This is a genomic window from Desulfohalobium retbaense DSM 5692 (assembly GCF_000024325.1).
Classification (GTDB): Bacteria; Desulfobacterota; Desulfovibrionia; order Desulfovibrionales; family Desulfohalobiaceae; genus Desulfohalobium; species Desulfohalobium retbaense.
In genome coordinates, this window is the sequence record NC_013223.1 from 178,657 (window position 1) to 200,350 (window position 21,694).

Sequence of the window (21,694 nt, forward strand, 5' to 3'; positions counted from 1 at the left end):
GTCCTCCGGAAAAGTTATTGGGTGGTGACGGCTTGGCGCGCCAGTTCGCCCACGGTCACCGCGCGCAGCGTGCGGTTCCAATACAACTCAATAGTCTGCGGCTCCTGTTGGAGCGCGTCTAAACGGTCTCCCAGATGTTCCGGCAGACCGCACTCCGGCAATTGTGACAGGGCCAGGCAGGTCAGACCCATACACGGGGTATCCTGCTCGGTCATGAGGTGGTGGTGCAGGTCTGCGCAGGCTCGGCTCGCGAGATCGGGGCGGGATTGGGCGAAGCGGGCCACTCCCCACAAGGCTCCGCGCCGTAACGGGGGGTGGTCGATATAGTTGTCTGGCCCCTCTTTTTCATGGATGTAGGACAGGAAAACCTTGTGGAATTCGTCCGCCAATTCCGGGACTGCGCTCATGGCCTCGGCCATGGCTTCCGGCATGCCCCAGCCGATGCCGCCGGATTCCTCGTTGAGATTCCAGATGCACCGGCGCAAGAGCACTCGGGCACGTTCGGGACTGTCGTCCCAGAGCCGTGGCAGGAGCAGACCGAAAGCGGTTACACCGTGCCACCGGATGTTGGGGTCGGTCTGGAGCACAGCCCCAAAGAGCGGGCACACGAGTTGCTGGGCGGAGAAGGACTCCAGGAGTCTGGAAAAATGGGCAAACGGATCGTCCTGTCCAAGGGCCGAGAGGACAGCTCGTTTCGCGTTTCGTCCACAGGTGAACTCGGTGTCCATAAGCAACGTTCCTCACAAGTAGCTGTGTTGCGTCTTTTTGTGGCCGTGAGGCGGGACATGAAAAGGGACAGCCGGCAGGCCTGAGTGGCCTGCCGGGGACTGCGTCTGCCGCCTGCTCAGGAAGCGTTGACTTTTTCTTTGATCGCCGCAGCCAACTGCCGGCCCATTTCTTTGCACTGGGCGAGTTCATCGTGGTTTGGACGGAATTTGGAGCGCACTCCGTCGACAGGGAGTTCAAACCCCATGCCTTCCAACAGTTCGGTCAGATGCTTCACCGATTCCCCGCTCCAGCCGTAGGAGCCGAAAGCGGCACCGATCTTGTTGGCAGGGCGCAAACCTTTCATATAAGTAGCCATGTCTGAGACCAGGGGCATGATCCCGTTGTTGTGTGTGGGGGAGCCGTAAATGATGGCCGCAGCGTCCCAGGCCTCGAGCATGACGTCGCTGTGGTGGTAGGCCTTGAGGTGCATCAGCCGGGTGGGAACTCCCTCCTCGATAAGGGCGTCGCCGATGGCTTTGGCCATCTGCTCAGTGCTGTGCCACATGGTATCGTAGACAATGACCGCTTTTTGCTGCGGCTCCTGTTTGCTGAAGCGGTCATAGGCCTCGATGATCTCCTTGGCGTGACTGCGCCAGATCAGGCCGTGGTCCGGGGCGATCATGTCGATGTCCCATCCGGCCTTCTGGATTTTTCCCAGGACCTTTTGGACCAACGGCGAAAAGGGGAGGATGATGTTGGCGTAGTAATGGGCCGCCTCCCGCAGGAGCATGGAGAGATCGACTTCGTCGTCGAACCGTTCACTGCCGGCCCAATTCTGGCCGAAGGCGTCGTTGGGAATGAGCAGCTTGTCTTCAGGGATGAAGGAGAACATGGAGTCGGGCCAGTGGAGCATCCGGGCTTCCATGAACTCCACGGAGCGTTTGCCCAAGGAAATGGAGGCCCCGTTCTTGACGACTTCCAGGGGCAGGTCGTCGCGGTGGAAGTATTCGCCAATGGCCTGTTTGCCCATGGGAGAGCAAAAGATTTTCGAAGGTTTGATGGTGTCCACAATATGCGGCAGAGCGCCGGAGTGGTCTGGTTCGACATGGTTGACCACGATGTAATCGATTTTTTCGGGGTCAATCAGGCGCCGGATCTGGTGCATGAGTTCGCCGCTGTATTTCGCGGGAACGGTGTCGAAGAGGGTGATTTTTTCGTCGATAACCAGATACGCGTTGTAGGTGGTGCCCCGATGGGCCTGGGAATACCCGTGAAAATTGTGCAGATTCCAGTCGACACTGCCGACCCAGTAAATATCTTTTTTCAGTTCGGTGACAGACATGTTCACTTCTCCAATGCGATTTGAAAGATGGAGGCTGGTCAGGCGACGAACACCGTCCCTGTCTTGTTGATTCCCCGTTAGGCCCGGCGCCTGGATAGTGCTCAGCGACTGTGGCCTTTTTGTGTCAGCACCCGGCGTTCTTTCCTGCCGTGCGGTCCATTTCAGCCGTCGGTTCAGACGGCATGTCGGCAAGCCGGAAAAAAACAGTCCAATCGACCGTCTTTTTCCGGGTGGCTGACAAAAGCCCCCGGCCGTGCGGCCAGGGGCGGTATCTTAGTCTTCTTTTTCGAAGTCTTCCTTGCCCGCCCCGCATACGGGACAGACCCAATCCTCGGGCAGGTCTTCAAAGGCTGTCCCTGCGGCTATGTCATTGTCGGGATCGCCTTCTTGCGGATCATAGACATAGCCGCACACTGTACATACCCAGCGTTGCATACGTTCAATCTCCTTCGTTGATACGGCTTTGATAGCAGTTGTAACGGCGGCACAAGTAGGCCGCTACTAGGTAACTAACGGCTGCAAAGTATTCCCCGCGCGCCCTCTTGGGCGCGCGGGGCCATTTTTCGAAAGTGTTTTTTTGTCGACGCTCAGGGGCAAGGCCTGCGCGTGAAGGGCAGGTTGCCCAGTTAGGCTTCAGCCTTCCACAGACCGTGGATATTGCAGTACTCTCGTGCGGTGACAGCCTTGGCTTCGATGCAGAATTCCGCTTCAGGCGTCTGGCCTGGCTTGAGAAACTGCCGGTACGCTTTGCCGTCGGCAATAAGTTCGATCCACTCGATGTAGTGTTTTTCTTCCATGGGGTGCGGAACGGAGCCAACGCTGACCTTATAGCCCTTGTCGGTCTTCTCGATGACCGGGACGTGTTTCTCTTTGGCCGCGTCAACGGTGCCGGCTTCGATCAATTTCATGTTTTCACCGCAACAGACCAGATCGCCAGCCCCGCCGTGCAGGACTTCGACAATATTCCCGCATTGTTCGCATTTGTACACTTGCAATTGTTCAGGCATACGTCTTCTCCTTTGGGATTGGACTTCGTTCCAGGGAACCGCTGGAGGTGCCAAAAAACCAACGGTAGTATTTTGTACGCTAAGAAGAAGAGCCTTAAATGGCAACCCTCTTTTTCGGGAAATGTGACCGCGAGCTGTGAGCTGTTCGAGAAAGACTGCAGTATAAACTCTTCAGAACAAAAGCGCGGTGAATCCTAAGCAAAAAGGGGGCCGTCCGGCGAGCATTCAGCTGCTCCTGGGACGGGACGCTACAGTCAATGCTCGACCGGGCTTTGGCAGGCCGGGCACAGGCCGTAGAATTCAAGGCGGTGGCCCAAGACCTTGAAATCGGTTTTCAGCGTGGACTCAAGGTCGTGTCCTTTGTCTTCAAGCTCCAGATCACGGACAATGCCGCAATTGATGCAGCGGATATGGTAATGGGGCGCTGGATTGCCGTCGAAACGCTTTTGCATCCCGGCGGTCTCCAACTTCATCACCATGCCGGCCTCATGCATGAGTTCGAGGTTGCGGTAGACCGTCCCCAGGCTGATCCGGGGAAGAATTTTGCGGACCATGTCGTAGACTTCATCGGCCGTGGGGTGGGTGGTCACAGAGCGGAGTTCGTCAAGGATGACTTGACGTTGTCGGGTCATGCGAAGTTCGGGTATATGGGTCATGGCGCCCTCCCTTAATTGGAATTGATAATTATTACTATACACTTGAAAAGAGACTGTCAAGCAGGAATTTCGTCAAGCTTCCTGCCTCGTTCGGAGCACAGTGGCGCAGCCCCGGTGCGAACTATTCCAGCCGGGCGTAATTGTCGATGGTCTGTTTGTAGGCGGTGATCCCCTGAACGAGGCCTTGGGCGATGCGCTGCTGGAACTTAGCGGTGAGCAATCGCTTTCGTTCAGTCGGATTGGAGAGGTAGCCCATTTCCACAAGAACGGCCGGCATCTTGGCCCCCATCAGGACGTAAAAAGGGGCTTCCCGGACACCGTGGTCACGGACCGAATAGAATTGGCGGGAGTGGGCAAGGGTCTTTGCATGGAGACTCTTGGCTAGTTGTTTGGATTCCTTGATTTTCGTGTTCAGCATGAGGTCGGTGAGAATGACCTGCAGGTCACTGATTTTTTTGACAGAGACCGCGTTTTCCCGGGCTGCGACCCGCACGGCGTCTTTGCTTTTGGCCAAGTTGAGGCTGTACAGTTCAAACCCCTGGACGTTGGCTTTGCGGTGCGAGTTGACGTGCAGGGAAATAAAGAGGTCGGCTTTTTTGGAATTGGCCAAGGCGGTGCGCTCCTCCAGAGGCACAAAGACATCCTTGGTCCTGGTGTACAGGACATCGAATCCCTGCTTTTTGAGTTTGGCGCCGAGGGTCTTGGCGACAGAGAGGTTGATGTCCTTCTCGTAGATGTCGCCGTGGACCGCGCCCGGGTCTTTGCCGCCATGGCCCGGATCGATCATGACCGTCTGGATAGTCAGGCCGAGCTGTTCGACCAGGCTGGAGGTGTATTTTTTGCTTTTGGCGTCAAACTGGTATCCGGCGACCTGGGGCGCGCTTTTGGAGCGGCCGCCTTCTGGGGCATAGACGTCGAGCACCACGCGGTAGGGGTTTTGCAGGGAAAAAACACGGTATTTGTCGAGTTTTTCAATATCCAGCACCACCCGGGCGGTGTCGTGGCGGTACTGCCCGGTCCGTACCCGGCGCAGCAGTCCGTCCCGGATTTTGTGGGCCTCTTCGCATTTGTCGGCCAGACGGGTCTTTTGCAGGTCCACGACGAGACGGTGCGGGGTGTTGAGTTTGGGGTCAGGCTTGAGCAGCTTCTTGGAAAATTCGGCTTCCCCGCTGACATCCAAAACGACTCGAGTGTAGTCGTCGCTGCTCCAGTGCCGGATGCGGAGCAATTTCTCCATACCGGCTGCGGCAGAGGCCTTCTGGGGCTTGGGGGATTGTTTTTTTGGGCTCGGCTGGGGCGCCTTTTGGGCAGAGGCTGGGGCGGCTTCCTTCTTGCGGTCCAGTTGGTCCAGAAGCGATCTGGCCTTGGCGTACATGTCGCCGTCGGGGTAGTTGTGGACCACGGAAAGCAGGTCGAGATACGCTTGGTTTTTTTCACCCAGATGCTCGAGGTGGATGCGTGCTTTGCGCAATTGGGCGTCGTCGGACCAGCTGTGGCGGGGAAAGCGGGTGACCACGCGCTGGTAGTAGTCTGTCGCCTGCCGGAAGTCTTTGCGCAAATAGGACCGCTGCCCCAGCTCACTGTAGACCCGGCCCAGATAGTAGAGCGCTTTTGGGGCGTAGCCGCCGTTGGGATTGCGTTGATACAACTCCCAGAACGTGTTTTTGACCTGCATCCAGGACGAACGGAAGCGCGCCCGTTCGGCGTTTTTGCGTAAACTGTGGAATGATTTCCAGCCGTGTTGGAACAATTGCGTGGACGTGGCAGCCACAGCCCGGTTGTCCGGCAGGCCACTCAGGCCTCCGAAGAGCAGGGCCCCCAGCAAAAGGGCGATACACGTACGCGGCAGCAAAGTTCTCATTGTCACAGCCCGGAAAAGCTCAGACGTGTGTGTATTCCCGTATGAGTCCGTAATCTCGTCCGGGAGGGGCATGATACCCGTTCAGCGCATTCCTTATTCGACAGTCACACTCTTGGCCAGATTTCGCGGTTGGTCAACATCTTTGCCAAGATATACAGCCATTTCATAGGCAAAAAGTTGCAGGGCTGGCAAGAACAGGAAACTGTCCAGAGCGGAGCCCATCTGCGGGACCTCCCACCGTTCATCGCTCGGGATGTCCGTGCCGGGATGGGTCAGGGCGATGATCTTTCCCCCTCTGGCCTGGACCTCCTGGAGGTTGGAGCCGACCTTGGGCAGCAGGCTGTCTTGAGGAGCGAGGGCGAATGTCGGAAATTCCGAATCGATCAGGGCGATCGGGCCGTGCTTCATCTCTCCGGCAGCGTATCCTTCGGCATGGATATAGGAGATCTCCTTGAGCTTCAGGGCCCCTTCCAGGGCAAGCGGTGATCCGAGGCCACGTCCGAGGAAGAAGAAACTCCTGGCTTTACTGAACTGGGTGGCCAGCCGCTGGGCCGCATGACGCATGCGTTCGAGTTCCGTGCTCAGAGTGTGGGGCAAGCGTTGCAATTGGCCTGTGAGTTGCTGCGCCGCTTCAGCGGAGAGGGTTCCTTTTTTGCGCCCCCAGGCGATGGCCAGCAGGAGCAACGCCACCATTTGCGAGCACATGGCCTTGGTCGAGGCCACGCTGATTTCCGGACCGGCCTGGGTGTACATAGTTCCGTCGGATTCCCGGGCCACCGAGGATCCGACCACATTGCACAGGCCCACAATGGGCAGGTTGTTCTCCCGCGCAATGCGCATCCCCGCCAAGGTGTCGGCAGTCTCTCCAGACTGGCTGATGGCCAGGGCCAGGTCACCCTCCTGAAAGACCTGCTGGCGGTAGCGGAATTCGGAAGCAACCTCCACCTGGACCGGGATCCGGGCCCATTCTTCAATGAGGTATTTGGCCCACAGACCGGCGTGGAATGAAGTGCCGCAGGCGATGATGTGCAACCGCCCGGGAATCGGGAGATCGGCGATCTCGTCTAGGACCACCTCCTGCGTGGCGTCGTCAATGCGCCCGGCGATTCCGTCTTGAATGACCTGGGGCTGTTCCATGATCTCTTTGAGCATGAAGTGTTTGAAACCGCCCTTTTGCGCTGCCTGAAGATCCCATTCGATCCGTTGCGGCGTTTTGCCCACCGGCTGCATGTCCGCAGCGCTGAAGACCTCCCAGGAATTGGGCGTCAAACGAACGACTTCGCCGTCTTCGAGAAACACGACATCCCGGGTCGAGCTCAAAAACGCTGGAATATCCGAGGCGATGAAGTTTTCCCCCTGCCCCACGCCCAGCAAGAGGGGGCTGGAATGGCGAGCAGCCCAGATTTCATTAGGATAATCGCGATGGATGCAGGCCAGGGCATAGGACCCTTCGATCTGGTGCAGTGTCGCGGCCAGGGCTTTGGGCAATGTATTTTGATGGCCAAGATTGTCGGCCAAAAGGTGCACAATGACCTCGGTGTCTGTTTGGGAGGCGAAGTGGTGCCCCTTGGCCTCGAGGGATTGCTTGAGTTCCTGAAAATTCTCAATAATGCCGTTATGGACCAGGGCGATGTTCTGGCCTTCGTCCTGGTGGGGGTGGGCGTTTTGGGTCGTCGGCAGGCCATGTGTCGCCCAACGGGTGTGCCCCAGGCCGCAAGTCGCCTGCAGGTGTTGGCATTCGGTCAGGCAGTGCTCAAGATTTTTGAGTTTCCCTTCGGCGCGGACCACTTGCAGGCCCTTGTTTTGGAGATACGCCACTCCGGCCGAGTCGTATCCCCGGTATTCCAGGCGGCGCAATCCTTCGACCAAAAGCGGAACAGCGGGACGGTGACCTGCATAACCAATGATTCCACACATATCAGATCTCTTTACTCGGAGGTTTTGGGGGAGGCGGCGCGAGCCGCGAACCGGGACCATTGACCAGCCAAAGCCTGCAACGCCTTGCCACGGTGACTGCGGCTGTTTTTTTCCGCTGGCGGCAGTTGGGCGCTGGTGCAGCCGCATTCCGGGTCGAAAAAGAGGGGATCGTAGCCAAAGCCGTTGTCGCCGGCCGGTTTTTCGGCGATCACTCCTTCCCAACTCCCGTCCACGGTCAATTCCGCTCCATTAGGGGCTACCGCGGCCAGGACGCAGCGGAATCGGGCGGTACGTTTTTCCGCCGGGATGTCAGCCAAGGCTTCCAGAAGCTTGGCGTTATTGCGTGAATCGTTGGCTCCAGGGCCGCTGTACCGGGCTGAATGGACGCCGGGCGCACCATCCAGGGCATCGACCTCCAAACCGGAGTCGTCGGCGATGGCGATGCGCTGTGTGGCGACGGCAACTGCCCGGGCCTTTTCCAGGGCATTGGCCTCAAAAGTGGTGCCAGTTTCCGAAAGGGGACCGATATCCGGAAAAGCGTCAAGCCCCAGGATGGTCAGGCTCTGACCGCTGGCGGCGAACATGGCCTGCAGTTCTTTGATTTTTCCTGCATTGCCGGTGGCAAGGACGATCTCAGTCATTTTTTACTCCTGAAAAGGGATTCCCGGCGCGGGGCCCGAACAGGTCGTGGTTTCAGGCCCCACAAGCGTTTTGCTGGAGGCTGTCCTCCACAACTGGTCATGTCTCGCTGGTGTTCCCGGTAGCAGAGGCAGGCCGGGCGAGATACGGGTCCAAACCCGCGGCGGACCGGATGTGCAGATCCTGTTGCGGAAAGGCGATCTCGACTCCGTTTTCCCGGAAAGCCTGGTCGATCTGGAATCGGAGATCGGATTCCGCATGCCAGCCGTTATTGATGTCGGACCAGAAATACAAAATGAAATCGAGGGTCGAGTTGCCGAAGTTGGCAAACCGGACAAAGGGCTCCGGGTAGCGAAAGACCTGGGGGTGCTTCCGAGCCTGCTCAAGCAAGAGCCGTTTGACCTTTTCCGTGTCTGAGCCGTAGGCCACCCCAACATCGATCCGCCGGCGCAGGCTGATGTCCTTGTGGGTCCAATTCGTGATCCGCCCGCCGATGAGTTCGGCATTGGGCACGAAGATAGTCGAGTTGTCAAAGGTCTGGACCACAGTTGTGCGGATGTTGACCCGTTTGATCTGACCCCACGTTCCGGAAAGGTCCACGATGTCACCGGGTTGGATGGAGCGTCCGAAAAGCAGAATCAGGCCGCTGACAAAATTGTTGATGATGCTCTGGAGTCCGAAACCAATACCCACACTCAAACCACCAGCGATAACAGCCAGGCTGGTGAAATTGAAGCCGAGAAAATACATGGCCGCCAGGGCAAAAAGCCCCCAAACCGCATAGGAGATGATCGTCTGCAAGGATTCGGCCGTGCCTTTTTCCCAGTGGTCCTGTTTGCGGATGACGTTGTCGAACAGGGACCGCAGGATGATCAGGCCGGAGCGGGCGATATAGAACCCGATGACCACCCCCAGGATGCGCATGAAATTGAAGGAGACCTTGCCCCAGCCCACCTTGAGCTGCAGCAGTTCGTTCAGGAAGGGATAGCCGCCAAGACTGTAGCCGAGCCAGCCGATCAACAGGGACAGCGCCCCCAGCCAGACCAGGGGATATCCCACTCCTTGCGCTACGCCTTTGAGCAGGTTTTCCAGCAGCGCCGGTGAGGTCTGGGCACTCCAGGACCGCAATAAGGCCGCCATCCCGGTACCGATTTGGACCGCGAGCCAGAAAACAAACCACGCAGCGGTGAGAAAGAGCGTGAAATGGACATATCCGGTGAGTGACCCGATAATGAGGAGGATGAAAAACGGGATACTGGCCCCAAAAATGGACCGTTCCAGTTTCGGTTTGTCCGGCGTGCACCGCTTCTTGCTCCAGATAGCCCCCATGACCAGCACTCCGGCCCAGAGCGGACCCAAAAACAGGGGCGGCAGATTGATATCCTGGAGGATGACGGCGATGGCATACAGCGTCCACAAAAGGCGGATGTGGTTGCGCCGCGGGGCGTTCTCGCCGAGCTGATACTGCCGCAACGGCCAAAGGGCGAGCATGATGCCCCAACTCAAAAAAAGCTGGGTGAAGCTGCGGACCAGGCAGCCCTGACCACTGGGGAGGATCGTTGTGGAGACCATCAGGGCCAGGCCCAATGCTACCCAATACAAGGGGGGCGCCATCTCGCGCATTGTCAGCTGCAGCGAACTCTTTTCCAGCGCCGGCAAAATCCAGAGATGAATCGGGAGCATGGACAAGGCGAAAAAGACCAGCACCACGGAGCCCAGTGCAAACCAGTCGATATCCCCCAAAAGGACCACACGGGTATAGGTGGGCAGGTATTTCATCCAGCGGGTCAGGGGTTGCATGCTCCCGGGATCCTGAAAGGCCAGCAACGTTGGAGAGGGTTCAAAGAAATACTGCCGCCAGACCGAACTCAAGGTTTTGTCCAGGGCGGTCACAGTCGCGTTGAGTTCCTTCTCCAGTTCTAGAGCTGGGGCGAGGCTCTTTTGGATCCGGGTTTCCAGGGTATTGGCCCGGCGTTGGAGGTTTTTCAGGTCTTTTTGGTAATTGACCAACGTTTTTTGGCCCTGGGGCGTGGGCGGTGTGGTTTCCTGCAACTCCTTTTGGCGCACATCGAGTTCGTGGGCAATGGTCTCAAGCCGACTCTGCGCTTCCCTGAGGGGCATGGTGTCCGAATTGAGCTGCGTTGTCAGAGACTGGATCGTGTTGCGTAGCCCAAGGGTCTCCCGGGGGTTGTGTGCTGAGAGCCCTTTCAGGGCGGTCAAGCGGTTGAGTTCGTCGGTCAGGGCCTCGATCTGTTTTTGGGCCTCGGCCGTGTTGGCCTCATAGGTGGATTGGATCTGGTCGAGCTGTTCGCCAAGGTCGGAGACTTCTTCCTGTTTGTTGGCCAAAAGCGCTTCCCAGCGCTGGGTCTCGGTGTCCGGCTCCTCAGGCTGGGCCCTCCCAGGAAGAGGCAGAAGCAGAGTCAAAAAAACGAGACTAAGAAGCGTTGCGACAGAAGGGAGTTTTTCAGAAAAAGGGGATTGGGGCATATGTATAGCGCCTTTTTTCTCTGTGCCTGTTGAAAAACTTCTTTCGCAAGCCGATTAAAAAGTCCCCTGACGGTGAGGCAACATCATGATCGCAGTCAGGTGCATCGCATAAAGCTATTTGAAATTGTTGCTGTTTTGCAATCCTAGGGAACTTTTTTCAGAATACGGTGCGCGTAGTGGACCGTGGGGCAAAGCATTCCAGATAGGCCAACATAGTGTGAGCGATTGGTGAATTCAAGCGGCTTGTCAATTGGCCGCGAGAGGCGTAGGTCCGATTGTTCCCTCTTCTGCATCCCGGAACCGGTTGGCAGGACACATGGCCGGTTTCAGGACAATATGTGAGGCACCGGAGCAGATATGGCGATTCACGATCCCTTACGGGTGTTTACGATAAGTCTCGGTTGTCCCAAGAACCGGGTGGACACGGAATTCCTTCTTGGCGCCCTGGGCGGGGCTTATGCCCCGGCCCAGGACATCACCAGCGCGGATGTTGTTTTGATCAATACCTGCGCCTTTATCGAGCCGGCGGTCGAGGAGTCGGTGCAACAAATTCTTGAAGTGGCGGATGATATCAGTGATCTGGTGCCGCGCCCCCTGTTGGCGGTCACCGGCTGTCTGGTGGCCCGTTATGGGCAGGATCTGAAAGCCGGGTTGCCGGAAGTGGATCTCTGGCTTCCCCTTGCCGAGCAGGACCAGTGGGGTGAGCGCCTGGCCCAGGCGCTGGGGCGTTCGTTTCCGGGGGGGCGTGAACGGATCCTGACTACCGGCCCGGCATCAGCCTACCTCAAAATCAGTGAAGGGTGTGACCACGCCTGCCGGTTTTGCATTATCCCCCAGTTGCGCGGCCCGCTCCAGAGCAGACCGGTCGAAGAACTGGTCCGTGAAGCGGGTTCGCTGGTTGACCAAGGGGCGCGTGAACTCGTTCTCGTGGCCCAGGACGTGTCCAATTACGGCCAGGACCTGGGGATGCGTCAAGGGCTGCAGCGGCTGGTGGAAGCGCTGTCGGCGGTGCCGGGACTGGACTGGATCCGCTTGCTCTATCTCTATCCCGTGGGCGTTACCACGGAGTTGCTGCGCTTTTTGCGTGACAGCGCCCCCCTCGTCGTCCCTTCCTTTGATATCCCGCTGCAGCACGCCCATCCGGATATCCTGACCCAGATGGGCCGTCCTTTTGCCAGAGACCCGTATCGGGTGATTGCAACGGTCCGGGATGTTCTGCCACAGGCGGCGCTGCGAACGAGTCTCATAGTTGGTTATCCCGGGGAAAAAGAAGCCCATTTCGCGTATCTGCGTCAGTTTGTCCAAGAGGTGCGCTTCCACAATCTCGGTGTCTTCCCCTATTACGCGGAGGAGGGAACGCCTGCAGCGACACTGCCGGATCAGGTTCCCGAGGCGGTCAAGAACGACCGACGCGAGCAGATCATGGGTGACCAGGCGCAGATAAGCGAAACGATTCTCGAGAGCTGTCAGGGAACCACCATGGATGTGCTGGTGGAGCGACCGGATCCGCACTGGCCGACCCTGTTTCAGGGCCGGGTCTGGTTCCAGGCGCCGGAGGTGGATGGCGTGACCTATGTCAGCGGGCACAGTCTTCAGGCCGGCCAACTGGTGCACGCCGAGATCGAGGAGAGCAAGACGTATGACCTTGTGGCGCTTGTCCCGGAAGAAAAATAAATGAAATCAACTAGACAGATATTAAAAACATAAATTTATATTTTTAGTCGACAAGAGTTGTCAAGCGCCAATGTATCTGCTACACGGGGTTAAATTCCATGTGTTAGGGGGTATGTGTATTTATGGTAGAGACGCAAATGTCAACCAACATTCCGGCAGAAGCTGAAACCGAAAACGAGGAGATGAGCTTCGAGGCAGCTCTTGAAGATTATCTCCAACCCGACTTCGGCGAAGTTGAAGACGGGAGCATTGCGCGCGGCGAAATCGTGCGTATCGGTGACGAATCCGTTCTCGTGGACGTGAATTTCAAGTCCGAGGGTGAGATTCCGATCGCCGAATTTCAGGATAGTGAAGGAAATCTGAAGGTTTCCGTGGGCGACAAGGTCGATGTCTTTGTCGTGCACAAGGATGAACTCGAAGGCACCATCCGGTTGTCCTATGAGCGGGCCAAGCGCATGAAGGTCCTGGACGATCTGGATGAGAAGATGCAGAACGAGGAGAACGTCACCGGCCGTATCATCCGCCGTATCAAAGGTGGTTATGTGGTCGAGGTCCACGGCGTGGAAGCGTTCCTGCCTGGTTCGCATGTCGATCTGCGGCCAGTCCCGGATATGGACGCCCTGGTCGGCCAGGACTTCGAATTCCGGATTTTGAAGATCAACCGCCGTCGCAGCAACGTGATCGTTTCCCGGCGGGTTCTCCTGGAAGAAGAGCGCGAATCCAAGCGTCAGGAGTTGCTCAAGACCCTGGAAGAAGATCAGGTTGTTCACGGCAAGGTCAAAAATATCACCGAATACGGCGTATTTGTCGATCTCGGCGGGCTCGACGGCCTGCTGCACATCACAGACATGGCCTGGAAGCGTATCCGGCACCCGAAAGAAATGGTCCAGCTCGGCGACGATCTGGAGCTCAAGGTGCTCAATTTCGACCAGGAATCCGAAAAGGTTTCCCTGGGCCTGAAGCAGCTCGTTCCGGACCCGTGGGTGGACATCGCCAACAAGTTCCCCGAAGGAGAGAAATTCTCCGGCAAGGTCACCAATATTGTGGATTACGGGGCGTTTGTTGAGCTGGAACCTGGAGTGGAAGGTCTGGTGCACATCTCCGAGATGTCCTGGACCCGCAAATTGCGCCATCCCTCCCAGGTCTGCCAGGTCGGCGACGAAGTCGACGTGGTCATCCTCGGCGTGGATTCCGATCGCAAGCGGATCTCGCTGGGCATGAAGCAAGTCCGGCCGAATCCCTGGGATGTGGTTTCCGAAAAATATCCTGAAGGGACCGTCCTGGAGGCGCCGATCAAGAACATCACCGATTTCGGCATGTTTATCGGCATTGAAGATGGGATCGACGGGCTTATCCACGTTTCCGACATCTCCTGGACCAAGAAGATCCGCCACCCCAATGAATTGTACCAGGTCGGTGACGTGGTGCAGGCCAAGGTGCTGACGGTGGACAAGGAGAACGAGAAGTTCACTCTGGGCATCAAGCAGCTCTCTGAAGATCCCTGGAGCCAGATCCCGGCCCGCTATCCCGTGGGCACCAATGTGGAAGGCAAGGTCACGAATATCACTGACTTTGGTCTTTTCGTCGAGGTCGAAGAGGGCATTGAAGGCTTGGTCCATCTCTCTGAATTGAGCCGGAAAAAGATCAAGACCCCCAGTGAACATTTCGAGGAAGGGCAAGAGGTGTCCGCCAAGGTCATCCATGTCAGTGGCGATGAACGCCGTCTCGGCCTGTCCATCAAACAGTTCGAGGAAGAGGAAGAGCAGCAGCGCAACCGCGAATTGAAGAATCAGCCCGGTGCAGCTACCCCGAGTGGCAACAATCTGGGTGATTTGATCCGGCAGAAGCTTGAGGACAGTGAATAAGACGCCCAACTTCAGCCAACGCCATCCGTTTCTCTTCGGATTCATGCTGATTGCAGCGGCCGTGGCCCTCTTTATGGGGGCCATGGCCGCTTTCTCGTATTGGTCCGGGCAGGGCGGGGGATGGGGCCAGCCCCAAATAGGGGTGGTCCATGTCCGCGGCGTATTGACCAACGCCCGGCCGGTCACGCATTGGATCGAGACCCTGCGGCAGAAAAACCGGGTCAAGGGCGTTTTGGTGCGCATCAATTCGCCTGGCGGTGTGGTTGCCCCCTCCCAGGAGGTCTATTCCGCGGTCAGTTCTCTGGCCGAAGACAAGCCGGTGGTGGTGTCCATGGGCTCTGTGGCCGCTTCTGGAGGGTATTATGTTGCAGTGGGGGCGCCGACAATTTTCGCTAACCCCGGGACCATTACGGGCAGTATCGGCGTCAAGGCGCAACTGAAGAATTTCAAGGGCCTTTTGGATAAACTCGGCATTGAGGACGAAACCGTGGTCAGCGGTCCGCTCAAGGACGCCACCTCGGCAGCGAAGCCGATGACTGAGGCCGAGCGGAAATACATGCAGGGCATGGTGGATGATATGCATGCCCAATTTGTCCAGGCGATAGCCAAAGGCCGGGATATGGATCTGGAAGTGGTTCGCCGGTTGGCTGACGGCCGGGCCTACACCGGCCGCCAAGCTAAGGACCTTGGTCTGGTCGATGCCCTGGGCTCAATGCAGGACGCATTGGACGTGCTGCGGCACAAAGCTCAGGTAGGAACCGACTATGCGCTGGTCGAAGGGCCGGAACGGGAACGGTCCTTGTGGCAATGGCTGTTGAGCACGGTCAGTATACAGTGGCCCGATATGACCGGGGAACCCCATTGGGAATTTCGTTATGAGTGATATACTCGACGCGCTACGTGAGAGAATTGAACATGGCGGGCGGTTGTCTCGCAGGGAGGCCGTGGAACTGGTCCAAGAAGCGACGGTCCACGACCTGGGCGAACTCGGACTTCTGGCCCGCGAACGACGCCACGGCCGTCAGGCCTATTATGTTTACAACCAGCATCTGAATTATACGAATATTTGTGAAAATCGGTGCCGTTTTTGCGCCTACAGCAAGCGGCGCGGTGAAAAGGGCGGTTTCACCTATTCTGCTGCCCAGGCCCGTGCCCGGCTTGAAGAACGCCAGGACGCCCCGATCCGGGAGGTGCACATCGTCGGCGGGCTCAACCCGGCCCTGCCCTACGAGTATTATCTGGAGCTGATCCGGACCGTGAAGCAGGCCCGGCCCGGTGCTCGGGTCAAAGCATTTACCGCGGTGGAAATCGCTTTTTTGGCCGATACGTACGGCAAATCGCAGACCACCGTCCTGGAAGAATTGATGGCCGCCGGTCTGGACGCCCTGCCCGGGGGTGGGGCTGAGGTTTTTGATCCGCAACTGCGGCAGAAATTGTGCCCGGAAAAGGTCTCTGGACAACGGTGGCTGGATATCCACCGCATCGCCCACGGGCTCGGTTTGCCCACGAACGCGACCATGCTCTTTGGGCATATTGAGGGCTGGGAGGAGCGTTTGGACCATCTCGAGGCGCTGCGCGAGCTCCAGGATGAAACTGGGGGCTTTCTGTGTTTCATCCCGCTTCCCTATCAGCCAAAGAATAACCGCCTCGGGGGCGTGGGGCCGGATGGACAGGACTATTTGCGCATGATCGCCCTGTCGCGCCTCTTTTTGGACAATGTGTCGCATCTCAAGGCGTATTGGGTCATGGCCGGCATCAAACCAGCCCAATTGGCTTTGTGGGCGGGGGCGGACGATTTTGACGGCACCCTGGTCGAAGAACGCATCGGTCACGCCGCTGGAGCAGAAGCCCCGGCCGGCATGACGGTGCCGCAACTCGAGCAGGCCATTGCCGCCGCCGGGTTCTCGGCAGTGGAGCGGGATACCTTTTTTCAGCCAGTGGCGACGGCGTAACAGCCAGTCGGAGCTCTTTTGGGGGGATGGCGCGGCCAATTGACGCTGGCGTCGTCTTGGGGTACCTGCCAAGAATCGTTGTGGGACAGTTCGTAAATCGGGAGGAGACGAAGATGGACGTTTTAGGCACGCTTTTTTCGAATATGGGTGAGAGCACGGTCCCGGGGATGTTCGGCGTCGGCGGCATCCTGGTGTATTTTGTGGTTATCGTGGGCGCCGCCTTGTTCCGGATCAAAGAAATCTATCAGGAAGAAGAGCACCACTGAGCCGACACCGGTCGTCATCATCAGAACTTTTCAAGGCGGAGCTCTATGGCCCCGCCTTTTTTTATGGTGCGCCCGGCAGGGCGCACCCACTTGGAGGTGAAAGTCCTCTACAGGCCCGACAAGGGGAACTGTTAGCCGGACGGCAAGGGTGTCCACCGCGAGGTGGGATCTGAAGGAAGCCGCAGGCAAAACGCTGGCCTGACGAACAGGAATCGCATACGAGGCGGCCATGCCGGGTAAGGAGTCCATTATCTTCAAAGCCCTGTACTTGTACGGAAAGCATGGACGTATATGCGGCGGGCATAAGCGTGAAGGTGGGTGCGCATTACCCGGGGAGGTCTGTCCGCCTGCCATGTGCTACCGGCGTCGCGAGGCGTCGGGACGGGCGGGCAGAAGTCAGCCGAGTGCATAGTAGGTCCCCCGACCGGACTGAAGGCCCGAACATCTAACACGGGACGGGAGCCCGAAATTTCGATGACGAACGGAGCCGCAGAAGGACGGGCTGGGACGCCCGTCGCCACACCCGAGGGTAGGGGACGGAATCCCCGAGAGTACGGTAGTGGTGCGTCAAGCGTCACGGCAACGAAGGAGTACTCCCATCCGGAGCAGCAGAGTTTGATGGAAGCGGTGGTCGGACGCGAGAACATGCTTGCGGCCTACAAGCGTGTACGCGCCAACAAAGGCGTCCCCGGAGTCGACGGCATGAGCGTCAACGACGTATGGGGATATTGCACGCTCAACTGGGCCCGAATCAAAGAGGAGTTGCTGGACGGACGGTACGAGCCGCAGCCGGTGCTCGGGGTGGAAATCCCTAAACCCGGCGGCGGGGTGCGCCAACTGGGCATCCCGACGGCGCTGGACCGCCTGATACAGCAGGCGCTGCACCAGGTGCTCTCCCCCATTTTCAACCCTCACTTCTCCGAATCCAGCTACGGCTTCCGGCCCGGTCGAAGTGCGCATCAGGCCGTGCTCAAGGCACGGGAGCATGCTGCCGCCGGCAAACGGTGGGTCGTGGACATGGACCTGGAGAAGTTCTTCGACCGCGTGAACCACGACGTGCTCATGGCGCGCGTGGCCCGCAAGGTGAAGGACAAGCGGGTGCTCGTCCTCATCCGGCGTTACCTGCAAGCGGGGCTGATGCAGGGGGGAATTGCATCGAAACGAAAGGAGGGCACGCCGCAAGGCGGCCCCCTCTCGCCGCTCTTGTCCAACATCCTTCTGGATGACCTGGACAAGGAGCTTGAACGCAGAGGCCACGCGTTCTGCCGATACGCCGACGACTGCAATATCTACGTGCAAACAAAACGGTCCGGCGAACGCGCAATGGCCTCGATCACCCGGTTTCTGACAGAGCGGTTGAAGTTGAGGGTCAACGCGGATAAGAGCGCGGTTGACCGGCCATGGAAAAGGAAATTCCTTGGGTACTCGATGACCTGGCATACGCAGCCGCGGCTCAAGGTTGCGCCCAGTGTGGTCAAACGCCTGAAACAGGCGGTACGGGAGGAATTTCGACGTGGGCGGGGACGGTCGCTCAAGAAGACGATAGACACCCTTGCGCCGAAACTGCGAGGCTGGATGAACTACTTCAAGCTGGCGGAGGTAAAGGGAGTTTTTGAAGAACTGGACATGTGGATTCGCCGCAGATTGCGCAATATCCTGTGGCGGCATTGGAAACGACCCTACGCCCGAGCAAGGAACCTGATTCGCCGGGGACTGACTGAAGAGCGCGCCTGGAAATCCGCCATCAACGGCCGCGGGCCATGGTGGAACTCCGGCGCATCGCATATGAACCAGGCATTCCCCAAGAAATACTTTGATTCACTTGGACTCGTGTCACTGCAAGATCAACTTCGCAAAGCTCAAAGTGTCAGGTGAACCGCCGTGGTACGGAACCGTATGCCCGGTGGTGTGAGAGGACGGGGGCCGCAAGGCCCCCTCCTACTCGATTCCTCCCTGGAGTGGAAAAATTGTGACCTGCCTGAGCCAGGGAGCTGAAGTGTGCCCAAACCACGGAAAAAGGGGGCGGGTGTAAATTGGGGAAAAGGCGAAGCAGGCTTTGTCTTGGGGGAACTCCTTGGGGCGCGCCCCGTCAGGAGGCCGGTTGTCCGTAGGTGTGCAGTTCCTCGACAAGCTGGAGCAAGTAGGCGCCGTAATCGTTTTTGGCCATGGGAGCGGCGAGTTCACGGACCTGATCCGGCGTGATGTATCCTTTGCGCAGGGCGATTTCCTCGATACAGCCGAGTTTGAATCCCTGGCGCTCCTGGATAGCCTGGACGAAGCTCGCGGCCTGGTGCAGGGATTCATGGGTCCCGGCGTCAAGCCAGGCGTACCCGCGGCCCAGGACTTCGACGTGGAGTGTGCCAGCCTGGAGATAGGCGGTGTTGATGTCCGTGATCTCCAGTTCGCCGCGTGAGGAGGGACGCAACTGTGCGGCGATCTCGGTCACAGTATTGTCATAGAAATAGATCCCGGGGACCGCATATTTTGACCGCGGCTTCTCCGGTTTTTCGACGATGCGCGTGGCCCGCCCATGGGCGTCGAATTCCACCACGCCGTACTGCCGCGGATCCCGGACTGGATAGCCGAAAACGATCCCCCCTTGTTCCAGGGCGGCACACCGCTGCAGGATCCGCGAGAGCCCTTCGCCGTAAAGCAGATTGTCTCCCAGGACGAGACAGACCGAGTCGTCGCCGATAAACTCCCGCCCGAGGACAAACGCCTGGGGCAACCCTTCCGGCTCCGGCTGGGTCTTATACGTCAAGCGAAGCCCGATTTGTTCGCCGCTGCCCAGAAGCCGTTCGAAACGGGGGATGTCCTGTGGTGTGGAAATGATCAGAATCTCCCTGATACCGGCGAGCATAAGCACGGAAAGGGGATAATAGATCATGGGTTTATCGTAGATGGGCAAAAGCTGTTTGCTCACGCCCCAGGTCAACGGATACAGCCGTGTGCCGGATCCCCCGGCGAGAATGATGCCTTTCATGGAAACTCCGTTCTCCAATACCGAAGCGAGTGACGCAGTGAGGACGTGGGCGTTGTTAGCTTGAAGGGCAGGGAAGGGCAAGAGGAGGCTGCGCTCCGGTGTTTTCTCGTGGGAGCGGCTGATTGCCTGCAGGACCAAGGCGCACCGTGAGAGGTGAGACTGGCGTCCCGCGCAGTTTCGCATGGGCTGGGCTGAGAAAAGAAGGCCCCGGCAGGACCGGGGCTGAGTATGTCAGTCTTCCCAGGAAATGCATTCGCTGGGGCAGCTGTCGATGGCCTCCTGAATCTGGTCTTCCGGGCCGCCTTCTTCCTTGATGACGTAGGCCTTCCCTTCGTCTTCGTCCATGGCGAAGACCTCAGGACAGATTTCGACACAGCTTTCACACCCGATGCATTCGTCGTGATCGATCACTACCTTGCTCATTCTGGCCTCCTTACTCAAAGTGTTTGACGCCCGGGGAGCCCGTGAACTCCCTCACGGCTCAGACGTATAGCACACAAGAAAAGCTGACAGCAATGGGCGCGATCGGAGAAAGTTCTCTGATTTTCCCGGCAGTGGGCCGGGACCCATGTACAGAGTACGACTCAAAAGTCTTGAGGCGTGAAGCGGTGCTCGGAGTGCATCGTGAGGGCATTACGCACCGGGCCCCAATTTCGGCCTCGCTCGTTTGCATGGACGTGCAGTGACGAAGAGCAGTGCACGTTTTGCAGTGGTCGTGGTTAGGCAGAAAACTTGGTTCTTTGATGGATCCTGTGGATTTTTGGAGTTTGCCGTCTCTTCTGTGTACCCACTTTCGGCCCGGTATTTTCTCAATCCCGCCAAAGGGGGATCCTTGCCCCCTCCGGACTCTCAAGTGGAACAGAACTCCAGGTGTCGAAGATGGCCCTTGTTGCATCAAAATCCGCCTGGGAGCATTCAGTTCGCGGTCCGGTTTCCCCCTTTTGGCGGGACCAAGAAAATGTGCGGGCCTTTCGCTCGAAGCACACAGAAGAGACGGCAAACTTTTGCGTCTGAAATTCCATGCCCTGTGACGAAGAGCCGAAAACTTGTAGGGAGTTCTTGGCAATGCGGTATTTACGCATCATCTCCGGTGGTCAGACCGGGATCGATCGGGCGGCCCTTGACTGGGCCCTGGAGAACGACGTGCCCTGCGGGGGGTGGGTACCTCGGGGCAGATGGGCGGAAGATGGCCCCGTACCCACGCGGTATCCGCTTCAGGAAACCGAAGTGGTGGATCCCGCTGTGCGCACTGCTCGCAATGTCCGCGACAGTGACGGAACCCTTGTCCTGTATGTGGGAAAACCGTGCGGAGGGACGGAGCTGACTATTCACTTCGCCCGCTGTGATACATGGCCGGGTGGCCCGCGGGCAATGTGCTGCGTGTCTCTGGATCGCGAGCAATGGACGGCCGCGGTTTCGCGGGTGGTGCACTGGATGCGGACGAATTGTATCTGCACTTTGAATGTCGCCGGCCCCAGAGAGAGCGAGGCGCCGGGGATTGAGGTCATGGGGCGGCAATTTCTCGATCTGTGCCTGGAGCCGGGAAGCGCATCTTGACAGGGGGTGTGAATTGGTCCATTGGTAGGACCAATTCAGGAGAGAGGGAACGGGATGGATTTCACGGTAACGCCGGCGCGCAAGCCCAAAGTGTATGAAGAAGTGGTGCGCCAGATCGAGGAGTTGATTGCCAGTGGTGCCCTGCGCGATGGTGACCGTTTGCCACCGGAACGGGAACTGGCTCAGCTGTTCAAGGTCTCGCGGAATTCCGTGCGCGAAGCGGTTTTTGCCCTGGAAAACCGCGGTTTGGTGGTCAGCAAGGTCGGGGCCGGAACCTTTGTCCGCGGCGCGGAACAGGACTTGATCGATCCTTTGGCCCGGGCCATTGAGCAGCAGCGGCAACGGCTGCACGAGATCTTTGAGTTCCGGCTGCTTTTGGAGCCGCAGATTATCGGCTTGGCGGCCTTGCATGTTTCCGGGGAACAACTCCAGGAATTAGAGGCCCTTGTAGCGGCCCAGGAGGCACGGATTGCCGAAGGCCTGCCCTGGGGGGATCTGGACAGCCGTTTCCACCGCCTGATCGTGCAGGCCTCGGGCAATCAGGTCCTTTGCAAGGTCTTCCAGCAATTGGATGCTATTCTGGACGAGGTCCGCGACGAAACGCTCCAGACGGCAAGTCGAGCCCGGGAATCCCTGGCGACCCACCAGCGCATCGTGGAAGCGTTGCGCCGTGGTGACCCCGAGGCCGCCTCACGGGAAATGGAGGACCACCTCATCGGGGTCGAGGAGGCCAAGGACCGGTCGTAACCACGAGGCGGTTCAATGGCCTTGCCCTGGGTT

19 protein-coding genes are annotated in these 21,694 nt (G+C 58.3%); 8 read left to right on the top strand and 11 right to left on the bottom strand.

Going from position 1 to position 21,694, the window contains the following annotated elements:
• Positions 1 to 14: 14 nt before the first annotated feature.
• The 9 genes from DRET_RS00695 to DRET_RS12790 all read right to left on the bottom strand — a co-directional run bounded on the left by DRET_RS00695 (position 15) and on the right by DRET_RS12790 (position 10,617).
• On the bottom strand, positions 15 to 728 hold the full coding sequence (locus DRET_RS00695) for a DVU0298 family protein (RefSeq protein ID WP_015750598.1): 714 nt from the start codon (positions 726 to 728) through the stop codon (positions 15 to 17).
• 116 nt (positions 729 to 844) lie between these two features.
• Positions 845 to 2,050: an FprA family A-type flavoprotein gene (locus DRET_RS00700; protein WP_015750599.1), complete on the bottom strand. Its 1,206-nt coding sequence runs from the start codon at positions 2,048 to 2,050 to the stop codon at positions 845 to 847.
• 273 nt (positions 2,051 to 2,323) lie between these two features.
• Complete coding sequence (rd, locus tag DRET_RS00705) at positions 2,324 to 2,485, bottom strand: rubredoxin (RefSeq protein ID WP_015750600.1); 162 nt, start codon at positions 2,483 to 2,485, stop codon at positions 2,324 to 2,326.
• Positions 2,486 to 2,676: 191 nt separating this feature from the next.
• Positions 2,677 to 3,057, bottom strand: coding sequence for a desulfoferrodoxin (locus tag DRET_RS00710; RefSeq protein WP_015750601.1), 381 nt, complete (start codon positions 3,055 to 3,057; stop codon positions 2,677 to 2,679).
• A gap of 254 nt (positions 3,058 to 3,311) precedes the next feature.
• Positions 3,312 to 3,713: a Fur family transcriptional regulator gene (locus DRET_RS00715; RefSeq protein WP_015750602.1), complete on the bottom strand. Its 402-nt coding sequence runs from the start codon at positions 3,711 to 3,713 to the stop codon at positions 3,312 to 3,314.
• Between the two features lie 121 nt (positions 3,714 to 3,834).
• A complete protein-coding gene (locus tag DRET_RS00720) occupies positions 3,835 to 5,574 on the bottom strand; it encodes an N-acetylmuramoyl-L-alanine amidase (RefSeq protein ID WP_041282106.1) in 1,740 nt (579 codons plus the stop codon).
• A gap of 93 nt (positions 5,575 to 5,667) precedes the next feature.
• Positions 5,668 to 7,491 (bottom strand): glutamine--fructose-6-phosphate transaminase (isomerizing), encoded by a 1,824-nt coding sequence (gene glmS, locus DRET_RS00725; protein WP_015750604.1) that lies wholly within the window; start codon positions 7,489 to 7,491, stop codon positions 5,668 to 5,670.
• An 11-nt stretch (positions 7,492 to 7,502) separates the two neighbouring features.
• Positions 7,503 to 8,132, bottom strand: a complete 630-nt coding sequence (locus tag DRET_RS00730) for an XTP/dITP diphosphatase (protein WP_015750605.1) — start codon at positions 8,130 to 8,132, stop codon at positions 7,503 to 7,505.
• Between the two features lie 97 nt (positions 8,133 to 8,229).
• Positions 8,230 to 10,617 (bottom strand): mechanosensitive ion channel domain-containing protein, encoded by a 2,388-nt coding sequence (locus DRET_RS12790; RefSeq protein WP_015750606.1) that lies wholly within the window; start codon positions 10,615 to 10,617, stop codon positions 8,230 to 8,232.
• A 357-nt stretch (positions 10,618 to 10,974) separates the two neighbouring features.
• On the opposite strand from DRET_RS12790, the gene rimO reads away from it, so the two are divergent.
• The 6 genes from rimO to ltrA all read left to right on the top strand — a co-directional run bounded on the left by rimO (position 10,975) and on the right by ltrA (position 18,249).
• A complete protein-coding gene (gene rimO, locus DRET_RS00740; RefSeq protein WP_015750607.1) occupies positions 10,975 to 12,291 on the top strand; it encodes a 30S ribosomal protein S12 methylthiotransferase RimO in 1,317 nt (438 codons plus the stop codon).
• A gap of 137 nt (positions 12,292 to 12,428) precedes the next feature.
• Positions 12,429 to 14,156 carry a 30S ribosomal protein S1 gene (locus DRET_RS00745; protein WP_015750608.1) on the top strand — a complete coding sequence of 576 codons (1,728 nt, stop codon included), beginning with the start codon at positions 12,429 to 12,431 and terminating at the stop codon, positions 14,154 to 14,156.
• Positions 14,149 to 15,039, top strand: coding sequence for a signal peptide peptidase SppA (gene sppA / locus DRET_RS00750; protein WP_015750609.1), 891 nt, complete (start codon positions 14,149 to 14,151; stop codon positions 15,037 to 15,039). Before DRET_RS00745 ends, sppA begins: the two co-directional genes overlap by 8 nt.
• On the top strand, positions 15,032 to 16,108 hold the full coding sequence (mqnE, locus tag DRET_RS00755) for an aminofutalosine synthase MqnE (protein WP_015750610.1): 1,077 nt from the start codon (positions 15,032 to 15,034) through the stop codon (positions 16,106 to 16,108). The genes sppA and mqnE overlap by 8 nt, the downstream gene beginning before the upstream one ends.
• Positions 16,109 to 16,221: 113 nt before the next feature.
• Positions 16,222 to 16,374 (top strand): hypothetical protein, encoded by a 153-nt coding sequence (locus tag DRET_RS13780; RefSeq protein ID WP_015750611.1) that lies wholly within the window; start codon positions 16,222 to 16,224, stop codon positions 16,372 to 16,374.
• Between the two features lie 618 nt (positions 16,375 to 16,992).
• A complete protein-coding gene (ltrA, locus tag DRET_RS00760; RefSeq protein ID WP_244147912.1) occupies positions 16,993 to 18,249 on the top strand; it encodes a group II intron reverse transcriptase/maturase in 1,257 nt (418 codons plus the stop codon).
• 214 nt (positions 18,250 to 18,463) lie between these two features.
• Here the strand turns inward: ltrA and rfbA are convergent, their stop codons facing one another.
• Both rfbA and DRET_RS00770 read right to left on the bottom strand, forming a co-directional pair.
• On the bottom strand, positions 18,464 to 19,357 hold the full coding sequence (gene rfbA / locus DRET_RS00765) for a glucose-1-phosphate thymidylyltransferase RfbA (protein WP_041281796.1): 894 nt from the start codon (positions 19,355 to 19,357) through the stop codon (positions 18,464 to 18,466).
• Positions 19,358 to 19,588: 231 nt separating this feature from the next.
• On the bottom strand, positions 19,589 to 19,780 hold the full coding sequence (locus DRET_RS00770; RefSeq protein WP_015750615.1) for a ferredoxin: 192 nt from the start codon (positions 19,778 to 19,780) through the stop codon (positions 19,589 to 19,591).
• Positions 19,781 to 20,422: 642 nt separating this feature from the next.
• On the opposite strand from DRET_RS00770, the gene DRET_RS00775 reads away from it, so the two are divergent.
• Positions 20,423 to 20,914 (top strand): putative molybdenum carrier protein, encoded by a 492-nt coding sequence (locus tag DRET_RS00775; protein ID WP_015750616.1) that lies wholly within the window; start codon positions 20,423 to 20,425, stop codon positions 20,912 to 20,914.
• 54 nt (positions 20,915 to 20,968) lie between these two features.
• Positions 20,969 to 21,661, top strand: a complete 693-nt coding sequence (locus DRET_RS00780) for a FadR/GntR family transcriptional regulator (RefSeq protein ID WP_015750617.1) — start codon at positions 20,969 to 20,971, stop codon at positions 21,659 to 21,661.
• The last annotated feature ends 33 nt before the right edge of the window (positions 21,662 to 21,694 follow it).